The sequence below is a fragment of the Sphingopyxis sp. OPL5 genome, from assembly GCF_003797775.2.
GTDB lineage: Bacteria > Pseudomonadota > Alphaproteobacteria > Sphingomonadales > Sphingomonadaceae > Sphingopyxis.
In genome coordinates this window covers 2,070,651-2,084,240 of the sequence record NZ_CP060725.1, presented here as the reverse complement: position 1 = coordinate 2,084,240, position 13,590 = coordinate 2,070,651, and the positions used below count along the sequence as shown (strand labels likewise).

The 13,590-nt window shown below is 69.0% G+C and carries 11 protein-coding genes and 2 tRNA genes; 3 read left to right on the top strand and 10 right to left on the bottom strand.

All coding sequences use genetic code 11. The features are described from left to right. Positions 1-27: 27 nt before the first annotated feature. Both EEB18_RS09905 and EEB18_RS09900 read left to right on the top strand, forming a co-directional pair. Positions 28-2,229: a thiamine pyrophosphate-dependent enzyme gene (locus EEB18_RS09905; protein ID WP_187142409.1), complete on the top strand. Its 2,202-nt coding sequence runs from the start codon at positions 28-30 to the stop codon at positions 2,227-2,229. Continuing rightward, a complete protein-coding gene (locus tag EEB18_RS09900; RefSeq protein WP_187142408.1) occupies positions 2,226-3,272 on the top strand; it encodes an ACP S-malonyltransferase in 1,047 nt (348 codons plus the stop codon). The genes EEB18_RS09905 and EEB18_RS09900 overlap by 4 nt, the downstream gene beginning before the upstream one ends. Positions 3,273-3,450: 178 nt before the next feature. Here the strand turns inward: EEB18_RS09900 and EEB18_RS09895 are convergent, their stop codons facing one another. From EEB18_RS09895 to EEB18_RS09865, 8 genes are all read right to left on the bottom strand, one after another. Beyond that, positions 3,451-4,104, bottom strand: coding sequence for a response regulator transcription factor (locus EEB18_RS09895; protein ID WP_262408190.1), 654 nt, complete (start codon positions 4,102-4,104; stop codon positions 3,451-3,453). A gap of 101 nt (positions 4,105-4,205) precedes the next feature. After that, a tRNA-Glu gene (locus tag EEB18_RS09890) sits at positions 4,206-4,280 on the bottom strand. A 32-nt stretch (positions 4,281-4,312) separates the two neighbouring features. Then, positions 4,313-4,388 (bottom strand) — tRNA-Glu (locus EEB18_RS09885). 66 nt (positions 4,389-4,454) lie between these two features. After that, positions 4,455-4,838: a VOC family protein gene (locus EEB18_RS09880; RefSeq protein WP_056341505.1), complete on the bottom strand. Its 384-nt coding sequence runs from the start codon at positions 4,836-4,838 to the stop codon at positions 4,455-4,457. An 89-nt stretch (positions 4,839-4,927) separates the two neighbouring features. Further along, positions 4,928-6,694 (bottom strand): single-stranded-DNA-specific exonuclease RecJ, encoded by a 1,767-nt coding sequence (gene recJ, locus EEB18_RS09875; protein WP_187142407.1) that lies wholly within the window; start codon positions 6,692-6,694, stop codon positions 4,928-4,930. Further along, entirely contained in the window at positions 6,691-8,241 is a 1,551-nt protein-coding gene (locus EEB18_RS09870; protein WP_262408189.1) for a PH domain-containing protein, read from the bottom strand. Before EEB18_RS09870 ends, recJ begins: the two co-directional genes overlap by 4 nt. After that, positions 8,238-8,768 (bottom strand): PH domain-containing protein, encoded by a 531-nt coding sequence (locus tag EEB18_RS22710; protein ID WP_187142417.1) that lies wholly within the window; start codon positions 8,766-8,768, stop codon positions 8,238-8,240. Before EEB18_RS22710 ends, EEB18_RS09870 begins: the two co-directional genes overlap by 4 nt. Positions 8,769-8,793: 25 nt before the next feature. Next, positions 8,794-10,755: an alkyl/aryl-sulfatase gene (locus tag EEB18_RS09865; protein ID WP_187142416.1), complete on the bottom strand. Its 1,962-nt coding sequence runs from the start codon at positions 10,753-10,755 to the stop codon at positions 8,794-8,796. 64 nt (positions 10,756-10,819) lie between these two features. Between EEB18_RS09865 and EEB18_RS09860 the strand changes: the two genes are divergently transcribed. Next, a complete protein-coding gene (locus EEB18_RS09860) occupies positions 10,820-11,305 on the top strand; it encodes a flavodoxin family protein (protein ID WP_187142415.1) in 486 nt (161 codons plus the stop codon). 79 nt (positions 11,306-11,384) lie between these two features. Here EEB18_RS09860 and EEB18_RS09855 read toward each other — a convergent pair whose 3' ends face one another. Together EEB18_RS09855 and glpX are read right to left on the bottom strand one after the other, a co-directional pair. Continuing rightward, positions 11,385-12,401 carry a TIR domain-containing protein gene (locus EEB18_RS09855; RefSeq protein WP_187142414.1) on the bottom strand — a complete coding sequence of 339 codons (1,017 nt, stop codon included), beginning with the start codon at positions 12,399-12,401 and terminating at the stop codon, positions 11,385-11,387. A 111-nt stretch (positions 12,402-12,512) separates the two neighbouring features. Next, on the bottom strand, positions 12,513-13,484 hold the full coding sequence (gene glpX / locus EEB18_RS09850; RefSeq protein ID WP_056342798.1) for a class II fructose-bisphosphatase: 972 nt from the start codon (positions 13,482-13,484) through the stop codon (positions 12,513-12,515). Between the last annotated feature and the right edge of the window lie 106 nt (positions 13,485-13,590).

The following is a 13,590-nucleotide window of genomic DNA, read 5'->3' as shown; positions in this document are numbered from 1 at the left end:
TAACGATGTCATGATGGGAGGATCCGGGTGGACGCGGCTCAGGCGGTACATGAAAAATTCCTCGCCGCGCTGGCCGACGGACGCCTGCCCGACCGCGCCGATGCGCCGGGTCCCGCGGCGGCCGGCCTGTCGCGCGCCGAGGCGACCGACATCTTCCTGTCGCAGCTCACCAGCCGTCAGATGGACCGGCTGTCGCGTCATCTGCAGGCGCGTGCCGAGGGTTTCTACACGATCGGCTCGTCGGGGCATGAGGGCAATGCCGCGGTCGCCGCGGCGCTGCGCGTCACCGACATGGCGTTCCTTCATTATCGCTCGAACGCCTTCCAGCTCCACCGCGCGCGCGCGGTGCCGGGGCAGACCCCGACCTGGGACATGCTGCTGAGCTTCGCCGCCTCGTCCGAGGACCCGATCTCGGGCGGCCGCCACAAGGTGATCGGGTCGAAACCGCTCAACATCCCGCCGCAAACCTCGACGATCGCCTCGCATCTGCCCAAGGCGGTCGGCGCCGCTTTCTCGATCGGCATCGCGCGGCGACAGGGGCTGAAGGACCTGCCGCTGCCCGACGACGCGGTCGTGCTCGCCAGCTTCGGCGATGCCTCGGCGAACCATTCGACCGCGCAGGGCGCGTTCAACACCGCCGGCTGGACCGCGTTCCAGGGTTCGCCGATGCCGCTGATCTTCCTGTGCGAGGACAATGGCATCGGCATCTCGACCCGCACCCCGACCGGCTGGATCGAGGCGCAGTTCCGTCACCGCGCCGGGCTCCACTATATCCAGTGCGACGGCACCGACCTTGCCGCGGCCTATGCCGGAGCGTGCGAGGCCGCCGACTATGCGCGCCGCTTGCGCAAGCCGGTGTTCCTCCACATGGCGACCGTCCGCCTCTATGGCCATGCCGGGTCCGACGTGCAGGGTGCCTATCTGCCGAAAGCGCTGATCGAGTCCGACGAGGCGCGCGATCCGTTGCTCAAGGGCGCGGCGCTGCTGGTCGAGCAGGGCTGGATGACCGCGTCCGAGATCGCCAACGCCTATGAAGAGATCGGCGCAACGCTGGCGCGGCAGGCCGAAGCGGCGATCCTCCGCCCCAAGATCACCACGTCGGCGCAGGTGATGGACAGCATCGTCCCGCCACGGCGCGACATGGTCCGTGCGAACACCCCCTCGGCCGACGATCGCAAGGCGATGTTCGGCAGCGACGCCGGCCAGATGGACAAGCCGCAGCATATGGCACGGCTCTTGAGCTGGGCGCTCGCCGACCTGATGCTCGCGCACCGGGAAATCGTCGTCGCGGGCGAGGATGTCGGGCCGAAGGGCGGGGTCTACAACGTCACCGCGAAGCTCCACCAGCGCTTCGGCTCGTCGCGCGTGGTCAACACCCTGCTCGACGAACAGGCGATCCTCGGCCTCGCGATCGGCATGGCGCACAACGGCTTCGTGCCGATGCCCGAGATCCAGTTCCTCGCCTATGTCCATAATGCCGAGGACCAGATCCGCGGCGAAGCGGCGACGCTCAGCTTCTTCTCGAACGGCCAATATACCAACCCGATGGTCATCCGCATCGCGGGGCTCGGCTATCAGAAGGGTTTCGGCGGCCATTTCCACAACGACAACAGCCTCGCGATTTTCCGCGACATCCCCGGCGTCATCCTCGCGGTGCCGTCGAACGGGCGCGATGCGGTCGCGATGCTGCGCGAATGCGTCCGGCTTGCGCGCGAGGAACAGCGCGTCGTCGTGTTCGTTGAACCGATCGCGCTCTACATGACCCGCGACCTCCACGAAGAGGGCGACGGCCTGTGGACCAGCGTCTACGAAGCCCCCGGCGACGGCGCGCGGATCGGGCTCGGCGACGTCGGCGTCCATGGTGACGGCACCGACCTTGCGATCGTCACCTATGGCAACGGCACCTATCTCTCGCGGCAGGCCGAAAAATTGCTCGCCGAGGGCGGGGTCAAGGCGCGCGTCATCGACCTGCGCTGGCTCGGCCCGGTCGACGAGGACAAGCTCGTCGCCGCGGTCGGCGATGCGAAGCGCATCCTGATCGTCGACGAATGCCGCATCACCGGGTCGCAGAGCGAGGCGCTGATGGCGACCTTCGTCGAACGCACCCCGGAAAAAAAGCTGAAGCGCATCGCCGCCGACGACAGCTTCATCCCGCTCGGCCGCGCGGCGACGCTCACCCTGCCGAGCCGCGATTCGATTGTCGCCGCCGCGAAGGAGCTGCTGGCATGAGCGCGCGCCGGACCGCCCTCGTTATCGCCCCCGGTCGCGGCACCTATGGCAAGGGCGAACTCGGCAGCATCGCCCGGCTCCACGGTGCGCGCTTCGCCGGCATCATCGCCGATTTCGACGCGCAGCGCGCCGACCGCGGCCAGCCGACCGTCAGCACCCTCGACGGCGCCGAGCGCTTCAGCGTCGCGACGCATATGCGCGGCGATGTCGCGGCGCCGCTGATCTACACCGCCACCGCGCTCGATTATCTGAGCATCGACCGCGAGAAATATGACATCGTCGCCGTCGCGGGCAATTCGATGGGCTGGTACAGCGCGCTCGCGCTCGGCGGCGCGGTGTCGGTCGCCGACGGCTTCCGTATCAGCAACGCGATGGGCCTCAACAGCCAGACCCACGGCCCCGGGGGGCAGATTCTGCTGCAGGTCGTCGACGAGGACTGGCGCCCCGTCTCCGGTCTGCGCGACCGTCTGCTCGATCTTGTCGCGTCCATCGACGCCCGCCCCGGCCACGCGCTCGCCTTGTCGATCGACCTTGCCGGCATGCTCGTCTTCGCGGGCAATGAGGAAGGTCTCGCCGCGCTGCTCGCCGAGGCGCCCCCGACCCCCGGCCGCGATCCGCTCCGCCTCGCCGGCCACGGCCCCTTCCACACCCCGCTGATGTTCGGCAGCTCGGACAAGGCGAAGGCCGAACTGCCTGTCGGCCTCTTCGGCGCGCCTGCGATCCCGATGGTCGACGGTCGCGGCCATATCTGGCGGCGTTTCGCCAGCGACCCGGCTGCTGTGTGGGATTACACCTTCGGTCACCAGATTCTCGCGCCCTATGATTTCGCGCTGTCGGTGCAGGTCGCGGTCAAGGAGTTCGCCCCCGACGTTGTCATCCTGCCCGGCCCCGGCGACACGCTCGGCGGCGCGATCGCGCAATCGCTGATCGGAATCGGCTGGCAGGGGATCGGCGGCAAGGCCGACTTTATGGCGCGGCAGGCGGCGGACCCGATCCTGCTCTCGATGGGCCGCGCCGAACAGCGCGCGCTGGTGACCGGCTAACGTCACCGGTTGGGGCCGACCGGGGGGTCTCCCGGCCGGCCCGCCCATGGAAGCGGCCTGGTGGGGCCGGCCGCGCGGAGCGAACGGCGCCGCCCCTAGGGACCAACGAAAGGGCGATGCGCCGTTCAATCCTCTTCTACGGATGCGCCCGCAAGAATTTGACCGCGCCGGGCGGCGATCATGCTCCGAAACGGAACGAGTTTTCCGCTGCGCCGTGCCCCGATTCGGCGATGAAGCGCAGTCGCAGCAGTTCGGCGATGCTTCCCGCCTCGGCGCGGCGCATGATGTTCGCGCGGTGGACCTCGACCGTGCGCGGGCTGAGCGCGAGCCTTCGGGCGATCGCCTTATTGCCCAGCCCCGCCGCGATCGCGTCCAATATATCGACCTCGCGCGGGGTCAGCGCCGCGAGCCGCGCCGCGGCGGTGCGGCGCATCAGGCGGTCCCGCTGACAAAGCTGCCAGTCGCCGAACGCGGGGTCGAGGGTGCGGTGCACCAGCCGCGGGTCGAGCGGCGCGGGCAACAGGTCGAACGCCCCGCCGCGCAGGATCACTCGCGTTTCGTCGAGGCTCAGCCGCTCGGCGGCGACAAAGGCGGTGATGTCGGGGCGCATGGCGACATGGGCGAGCAGCGCGCTGCCGCTCGTCGCCCCCGGCTGGCGCCAGTGAAACAGCAGCAGGCCGCCGCCATGGTCGGCCTCCGCGCCCAGATAATCGTCGGCGCTGGCAAAGCTGCGCACCACCCGCGCCGCCCCGGCGGCGAGGACACGAAAACAGGCGGCCCGTTCGATGGGGTCCGGCAGCACCAGATGGATTTCGCCCTGTGTCTCGCTCACGCCGTCCGTGCTGCCGGTGGCACGCCGACAAGCCCAGCGAAAATCCCGCGGCTTTGGCGCCGATATGGAGCGATTGGATGAAGGAGGATGCCGGTGGTCTTTGGTGACCCCTACGGGAATCGAACCCGTGTTTCAGCCGTGAGAGGGCCGCGTCCTAACCGCTAGACGAAGGGGCCGCACATGCCGGTTCGGCATGAAGACCGAAAGATGGTGACCCCTACGGGACTCGAACCCGTGTTTTCGCCGTGAAAGGGCGACGTCCTAGACCGCTAGACGAAGGGGCCGTCGTTCGGTGAAGCGGCGCATTAGCCGCGCATGTCCCCATGGTCAAGGACTCTATCGGCGCTTCTTCAACCGGGCCGCTTATGGCACACGGCCTGCAGCTTGTTGCCCTCGGGATCGCGCACATAGGCGCCGTAATAATCGGCATGATAGTGAGGACGCAGCCCCGGCGGACCCGCGTCACTGCCGCCATTCGCCAGCGCCGCGGCGTGGAAGGCGTCGACCGTCGCGCGGTCAGCGGCGACGAAGGCGAGATGGCTGCCGTTGCCGGCGCTCGTCGGCTGGCGGTCATAGGCGGGGCCGATGAACAATTTGGGGCCGGTGGGGGTGCCATAGCCCTTGGCCGCGCTCTCGCGGACCAGTTCGGGATGGCCGAGCACCGCCATGATCGCATCGTAAAAGGGTTCGGCGCGGGCGAAATCGTCGATGCCGAGCGTGGTGTGGCTGTACATGACCGCTTCCCTCTCTGACGTCCCTAATCGGCCCCTGCGGCATCCTCAAGATGCCGCTAATCGGCCCCTGCGGCATCGCCGAGATGCCGCTAATCGGCCCAGGCGGCATCCTCCAGATGCAGCTCGGCGGCCGGGCGGCTGCCCCAATCGTCGCGCTTTGCGCGCCCCGCGAGCCATAATTTGCGCCCGCGAGCGTGCAGCAATGTCTGCCCCAATTCGGTTTCGGCGCTGCGAAAGGCGATCGCCTTGAACCTTGCACCGTCGTCGCCCGACACCGTCAGGCGGACATGGTCGGTGCCGACGATGCTCGCCTCGACGATTCGCACCGGCCCGGTCGCGACGCGCGGCGCCGGCCAGCCCGCGCCATAAGGCCCGGCGCTCTCGATCGCCTCGCACCACAAAGGCGATATCCCGCGCGGCGCAAGCACCGCGTCGATCAGCAATGCGCGGTCGCCGCTCGCGCGCTCGACATCGGCGGCGAGCCGCTCGTTGAGGAAGGCGCCGAGCGCGTCGAGCTTGCCGGCCTCGACGGTCAATCCCGCCGCCATCGCATGACCGCCGCCCGCGATCAGCAGGCCGCTCTCCTTGGCGGCGAGGATCGCGGCGCCAAGGTCGACGCCGTTGATCGAACGCCCCGACCCCTTGCCGATACCGTCCTCGCCCAGCGCGATGACGATCGCCGGCCGGCGGAGCTTCTCCTTCAGCCGCCCCGCGACGATGCCGATCACCCCGGGGTGCCACCCCTCGCCCGCGACGATCGCGACCGGCGCGTTGGCGGCGCGCTCGCTCATCGCCATCGCCTCGTCGAGCACCCCTGCCTCGATCGCGCGGCGCTCCTCGTTCAGGCGGTTGAGTTCCTGCGAAATGTCGGCGGCTTCCTGCGGGTCGCTCGTCGTCAGCAGCCGGACCCCGAGGTCCGATTTGCCCACGCGCCCGCCGGCGTTGATTCGCGGGCCGAGCGCGAAGCCCATGTCGGTCGCGGTCGGCGCCTTGGTCAGCCGCGCCGCGTCCATCAGCGCCGCCAGCCCGATATTGCCGCGCCGCGCCATGATCTTCAGCCCCTGCGTCACCAGCGCGCGGTTGAAACCGGTCAGGCGCGCGACGTCGGCGACGGTGCCGAGCGCGACGAGATCGAGCAGGTCGAGCAGCGCCGGTTCGGCGCGCCCGGCGAAGAAATCGCGCCCGCGCAGCACGCGCAGCAACGCCGCGCCGAGCAGGAAGGCGACCCCGACCGCCGCCAGATTGCCGTGCACCGCCGCATCGGGCGCCTCGTCGAGCCGGTTCGGGTTCACCACCGCGAAGGCGGCGGGCAGGGTGGTCGCGCATTGATGATGATCGACGATGATCGTCTCGATCCCCGCGGCATTGGCCTCGGCGATCGCTTCGAACGCCTGCGCGCCGCAATCGACGGTGACGACCAGCTTCGATCCCGCCTCGCCGATCCGGACCAGCGCCGCGCCCGACGGGCCATAGCCCTCCATCAACCGGTCGGGGATATAGGCGCCGACCGGGACGCCGAGATCGCGCAGCAGTCGCACGAGCAGCGCCGCCGAGGTCGCGCCGTCGACGTCATAATCGCCGAAGATGGTGATCGCCTCTTGTCGCTCGACCGCGTCGGCGAGCCGCGCGGCGGCTTCGTCCATGCCCTTGAACAGCGCCGGGTCGGGCATGAAGCCGCGTAGCGTCGGCGCGCGCTGGCGCTCGAGGTCGTCGCGCGGCACCCCGCGCGCGAGCAGCAATTGGGTGACGAGGTCGTCGGGTGCCAGATTCTCGGACGCCATGTCGGCGCTCGCGCGGCGCCAATGCCACGGCTGCCCGGCGATCGAGCGCGTGATACCCAGAGCGGTGTCGGTCATGCCCGTGCCTTGGCGGTCAGGATGCGCGCGCGCAACGCCTGCGCCACGCCGAGCGGGATCGCGGGGATTTCATGGCACGCGAGCGAACTGCCGCCCGGCACCCCGAACACCAATGTCGCGAGGCCGAGCGGGCGCAGGATGAAGTCGGTCTTGAGGTCGGCGCTCTGCACCGACGCGTGCGGTAGCAGCGTGGTCTTGGGTTTCCACATCCCGCGCCGGATCGCGATCTGCTCGCCGAGGTCGATCCAGCGGTGGAAGCGCGCCGCGAACAGCGACCCCAGCGCGATCAGCAGGCCGATCACCGGCCCCAGCCAGCCGAGCGGGTGCCCGAACGACACGGCGGTCAATCCGCCGACCGTGGCGCCGGTCGCGCCGACGAAGCCGCCCAGCGCGACGATGCGATGGCTGTGCTGCCAGTCGGCGTCCTCGGCGGCGCGCGCGATCGCGATTTCGGCGAGGACCGGGTCGATGTCGGCGAGCTGCGCGAAGGGCACGACCTGATGGTCCTTCTCCTTGCCGCCGTCGCTCGCAAGGCTCTGCAGCCGCAGTTCGTGCCACCCGAAGCGCCGCCGGAACCAGCCGGTGACGAGGATCGCCGCCTGCACCCGGCGCACCGGGATCGCGACGTCGGTGCGCGTCGTCAGCCCGCGGGTGCGGCGCAGCGAGCGCGGCTCGCGGGTCAGGCGGAACCCCCAGTTTGCCAGCAGCATTGTCGCGATGCCGCTCGCGAAACCGATGAACAGCAGCGAGATCAGCGCGCCGAGCCCGGCGATCCAGCGGTGCGCGATCACCCACTGGTCCAGCCCATATTGGCCGGCGATGTCGATCCAGTCGCGCGGGTCGAAGACATTGAAGTCGAACGGCAGCAGGCCGTCGAAAAACTGCATGCCCGCGCCGACCACGGCGAGCGCGGCGAGCGAGAAGTTGAACAATCCGGCGAGCAGCAACCGGCGCGGCCCCATCGCGAAAAGCAGCCGGTCTTCGCCCGCCGTCGCGCTGACCGCCGGATCGGCCGATGCCGCGGTGGGCGCTGCGGCGGCCGGTTCGCTGCGATGCGCGCGGATCGTCGTGCGCAGCGCCTGCGCCGCGTCGAGGCCGATCGCGTCGAGATTGGCCTCATTCTCCTTGCCTGCGCCGCCCGCGCCGGTCTCGAACCCGACCTTGGCGATGCCCAGCGCCCGCGCGACCAGCCCCTGTTCGATGCCGACGTCCTGGATGCGGTCGAAGGGGATGGTGCGGTGCTGGCGCGACAATACGCCGCTTTCGATGACGATCTCGTCGGCGCCGACGAGGAAGCGGAAACGCAGCCATTTGAGCCAGGCGGAAACGAGCGAAATGACCAGAAAGGCGAGGATCGCGGGGACGATCCACACCCAGTTGCCGGTGAAGCCGAGCGCCGCGACCGCGGGCAGGAAGTTCAGGCTGCGCGGCCCCAGCCTGACGATCGCGAGCGCCAGCGTCGCCGGGTGCAGCCGCTGCCAATCGGGTTCGGCTTCGGCGGCCGGGGCCGCGGGGGCTGCGGGGAGGGCGGCGATGCTCTCGCTCATGCGAAGTCGGTCTGGATATGGCGGCGGATCGTCTCGCGCATCGCGGCGGCGAGGTCGGCGGGCAGCCCGGGCAGGGTGACCGTGCTGTTGTGCGTCCCCGATGTGTGGACGATCAGGTGCGACAGCCCGAACCAGCGCTCGACCGGCCCCTGCCCGACGTCGATATGCTGGACGCGGACGAAGGGCACGATGGTGTCGGTGCGGAACAGCCAGCCGCGCGCGACGCGCAGCTGCCCCTCGCCGATCTTGTAGCCCCAGCGCGATACGCGCCGCGATGGAAAGCTGACGATGACGATCACCGCGATCAGCCAGGCGAGCGCGGTGATCAGCCCGTACGGCCCCTCCAGATGGCGGATCAGCAGCGCGTCGAACACGCTCGCGCCGCTCGCCAGCGGCACCAGGTTCATCGCGGTCGTCACGCGCAGCACATGGCCATAGCGCGGATCGACCGGGTCGAGCCCCTCGGCGGCGTTGATCGCGTGCGGATCGAAGGGATCGGTCGGGTGGGCGGCGGCGATGTCGGTCATGATCCTCCGTTAGTCGGTCAGGCGCTCAAGGGACAACTATATTGAAACGCGGGTCGGCGGGCGGATGGAGCGCGAACCACGACAGGAACGCCATCCGGTCGCCGTCGATCCGGATCGCCCCCGATTGCAGCAGCGCGGGGAACTGCGCCTGCCCCAGCATCACATCGTCGAGCGTCTTGCGGTCGATGGTGATCGTCGCGGTCGGCGCGGGATCGGTGACGCCGTAACGCGGGAATTCGACCCCGCCGCCGACGCTGATCGCGACCGTCTCCTTGCTGTCGGGCAGGACGAACTGGAACGTCCCGCTCAGACCCGATCCTTTCGCGGCATCGAAGCGCGTCGCGAGCGCATCGAAGAACACGCCCGTCGGGATCGCGCTGACGAAGCTGCGGCTCTGACCGTTGCCCGACACGCTTTCGACCGCATTGCCGCGCAGGCTCGCGGCGGCGGCGAGATAATAGTTCCGCCAGGCCCCCGATTCGGCCTGATAGCCGAGCTGGTCGTAAGCCGCAGCGAGCGCCGCGCGCGCCTCGCTGTTGTCGGGCTGGGCAAAGACCAGCTTGTTCAGCAATTCGGCCGCCCAGCGATACTCGCCCGCCGCGATCGCCGCCTTGCCCGATGCCAGCAGCTTGTCGGCCCCGCCCGCCAGCGCAACATATTTGGGCGCCGACTGCTCGGGCGGCAGCGGGTTGAAATTCGCCGGATTGCCGTCCCACCAGCCGAAATAGCGCTGATACGTCGCCTTCATGTCGTGGTTGAGCGTGCCATAATAGCCGCGCGTCGAGAAATCGCGGCCCTGCACCGGCGCCTCGGCGGTGGCATCGGCGAGCTCGTGCAGCGTCGCGCCGCGATTGGCGAGAAACAAAGTGCGATCGTGGACATAGCGGTAAGCATCGCGCTGGTTGGTCAGCAGGCTGCTCACCTCGCCCGCGCCCCACGTCGGCCAATGGTGCGACGCCAGCGCGACCTCGGCCTTGCCGCCCCAGCGCAGCAATGCGGCGTCGATGACCTTCGACCAGCGCAAGGCATCGCGCACCTGCGCCCCGCGCAGCGTCAGCACATTGTGCAACGTGTGGGTCACCACCTCGGTCGTGTGCAGCGCCTTATAGGCCGGGATATAGAAGACGAACTCCGATGGCGCCTCGGTCCCGCCCGCGTCGAGGAACTCGAAGACCAGCCCGTCGATGGTCAGCGCGCCGCCCTTTTCGCTCACCGTCTCGGTCGGCTCCATATAGCCGATCGTCCCCGACGACAGCTTGGGCCCCAGCCCGGTGTCGACCTGACCGGCCGGCCCCGGCGCCAGGATCGACCCAAACATGTACAGCGCGCGCCGCCCCATCGCCGCCCCCGCGAGGACATTTTCCGACGTCGCTTCCTCCGAAAAGCCGTGCGGCGCGATGATACGGATCTTGTCTTTCTTCACCTGTTCGGGGGTGACGATCCCCCCGACCCCGCCGAAATGGTCGCTGTGGCTGTGGCTGAAGATCACCGCCTTGATCGGCAGCTTGCCCGATTTCGCCTCGACGGTGTCGGCGAACAGCTTCCACCCCGCAGCGGCGGCTTCCTCGGACAGCAGCGGGTCGACGACGATCCAGCCCGACTTGCCGCGGATGATCGTCATCACCGAAATATCATAGCCGCGGATCTGCCAGATCTTGCCCGGCACCACCTCGAACAACCCGTGCACGGCATCGAGCCGCGCCTGCCGCCACAGCGACGGGTTGACGGTATCGGGCGCCTCGGGGCTGTTCAGAAACGCATAGGGGCGGCGGTCCCAGACGATCTTGCCATCCTTGCCGGTGATCAGCGCCTCGGGGATTTCGGCGAGCTTGCCGCGCGTCGCATTCGCCATGTCGCGCGGGTCGTCGAGCGGCAGGCGCGCCGCCAGCTCGGCCTGTGCGGTGCGGGTGGCCTCGCTCGCGGCATCCTGTGCGGTGGCGGTCAGCGGCAGGCTCGCGGCGAGCAGCAAGGCGGTCAATCGGCGCATATCATCGTCCCCCATTTTTGGGGGCAGCTTGCGCCGCGTGCCCGCGCTTGGCAAGCATCGGCACATGACCGACGCGCCGCCCCTGCTGATCGCCTGGCACAGCCGCACCGGCGGCAGCGAAGTGCTCGCCCGCGCCGCCGCCGAAGGCGCCGCGACGGCAAGGCTGATCGCCGCCGCGGATGTCACGCCCGACGATCTGCTCGCGGCCGGCGGCTATCTCTTTATCGGCCCCGAAAATCTCGCCGCGCTCTCGGGCGCGATGAAGGAGATGTTCGACCGCAACTACTACCCCTGTCTCGGCAAGCTCGAGGGGCGCCCCTATGCGACGATCATCTGCGCGGGTTCGGATGGGCATGGCGCGCTACGCCAGCTCGACCGCATCGCCACCGGCTGGCGGCTGAAACGGGTGGCGGAGCCGGTCATCGTGAACACGGCGGCGCAGACACCCGAGGCGATCCTGGCCCCCAAGACGATAGCGCCGGGCCGCCTTGGCGAAGCCCGCGACCTTGGCGCGACGCTGGCGGAAGGCGTCGCGGCCGGGATTTTCTGACCAACCGGTCGTTCGATCCACGCCATGCGGTTCGTGCCGTGCGGGCCAAACCCCTGCGGCCCGAGCGGCGCCCGCCCCGCTATTGAGCCGCTTCGCTGTCCAGCGACGCGCGCTGCGCATCGAGGACAATGATGCGTTGCTGCATCGCATCGACGAGGCAGGCCTTGTCGTTGCAACGATCGCGCTCCCCGATACGCCAGCCATTTTGTTCGGCGGCAATCTGCTGGCGAAGCGGGCCGGCGGAGCGGTCGAGCTGGCGATAGGCGCGGTTCAGATCGCGGTCGAGCGCCGCCAGTTCCTCGTCGCCGCAAATCAGCTTTTCGGCGCGTGCGGCGGCATATTTGCAATTGAAGCTCGGCGGGGTTTCCAGCGCCGGAACCGATGCGGTCTGCTCGGCGGGGGCGGGCGTGGGCGTCGGCGGGGTTTCGGGTTTCGCCGAGGGTGCGACGGTCGCCTCGCCGGTATCGGGGGCGGCCGTCCGTTCGTCGCCGCCGCGCATGAACACCATGGCGCCGAGCAAGGCGACGGCGATCAGCAGCGCGCCGATGATCAGCGTCCGGACCGACACGCTGGCGGGTCCCGCGGCCGGCTGGCCGGCCGCCTGCGACAGGATCGCGGCGTGCAGATTGTCGGCGGTCTCCGACGTGGCGGCGAGGGCGGGCACCGGCGGGACAGGGCCAGGCGCGCCGATTCCGGCCAGCTGGTGCGCCTTCACGGCGATCCGCGCGATCGAATCGTCGCGTTTCTCCAGCCAGTCGATCCATTGCGCGCTCGCGAGGTGATAGGCGAGGTCGTCGGGAACGATCTCTTCGAGGCGCAGGGGAATGATGGCCTTATGCGCGCTGTCGGCCAGAATCAGCTCGCGTTTCACATGCGGGCTCTTGTCGGACTGGCTGCAGAAGAGCAGCAGGACCCCTTCCGAATCGCGGATCGCTTTCATGATCGCGGTATCGAACGCTTCGCCGGGGCCGATGTCGCGCGGTGCGATCCAGCAATCGACGCCATGACGGGCCAGCGCCTTCTCGACGTGCAGCGCCACATCATATTTGCTCGAATGATGGCTGACGAACAGCCTCGGACGCTTCGCTTCTTCCATCGCTATCCTCTCAGTCCCCCTGCGCCTCGATGTACGGCATCGACCGTGATGGGAAGTCGAATTCTCTGTCGTGGCGCGGGGGCGTCGGTCGGCAACGGAATGTCGGGCCGTTCACCCCTCGCGGTGTTCGCCCTTGACCCAGCGCACCGTGCCCGACGAGGCGCGCATCACGACGGTTTCGGTGGTCATCACCCCGTCGCGGCGGTGCTTGACCCCGCGCAGCAGCGATCCGTCGGTCACGCCGGTCGCGGCGAAGATGACATCGCCCTTGGCGAGGTCTTCGAGGTCATAGACGCGATCGAGGTCCTCGACGCCCCATTTGGCGGCACGGCGGCGCTCGTCGTCGTTGCGGAACAGCAGGCGGCCCTTGAACTGGCCGCCGACGCAGCGCAGCGCCGCCGCGGCGAGCACGCCCTCGGGGGCGCCGCCGCTGCCCATATAGATGTCGATATTGGTTTCGGGATTGGTCGTCGCGATCACGCCGGCGACGTCGCCGTCGGGGATCAGCGCGACGCCGCAGCCCAGCGCGCGCAGTTCGGCGATCATCGCCTCGTGGCGCGGGCGGTCGAGCACGCACACCATGATGCCCTCGGCGCCGCAGCCCTTTTCGCGCGCCACCGCCTCGACATTCTCGCGGATGCTGTTGTCGAAATTGACGATGTTCGGCGAATAGCCGGCGCCGACCGCCAGCTTGTCCATATAGACGTCGGGGGCGTTGAGCAGGCAGCCTTCCTCGGCGATCGCCAGCACCGCGAGCGCGTTGGGCCCGGCCTTGGCGGTGATCGTCGTGCCTTCCAGCGGGTCGACCGCGATGTCGATCTTCGGGCCCTTGCCCGGCGCATTGCCGACCTTTTCGCCGATGAAGAGCATCGGTGCCTCGTCGCGTTCGCCTTCGCCGATGACGATCGTGCCGTCCATATAGAGGGTGTTGAATGCGGTGCGCATCGCCTCGACGGCGGCGGCATCGGCGGCCTTTTCGTCGCCGCGGCCGATCAGCTTCGCGGCGGCGATCGCCGCGGCTTCGGTGACGCGCACCATTTCGAGCACGAGCACCCGGTCGAGATTGCTGCCGGTCTTCGTCATCTTCGCCACTCTCCGTCTTTACTTGTTCCGCCGCATGGGCATGGTGCGCGCCATATGGTCGCCCGCGCCGCTTGTCGAGAATACATCCGTCGATTCGGCGTCGCTC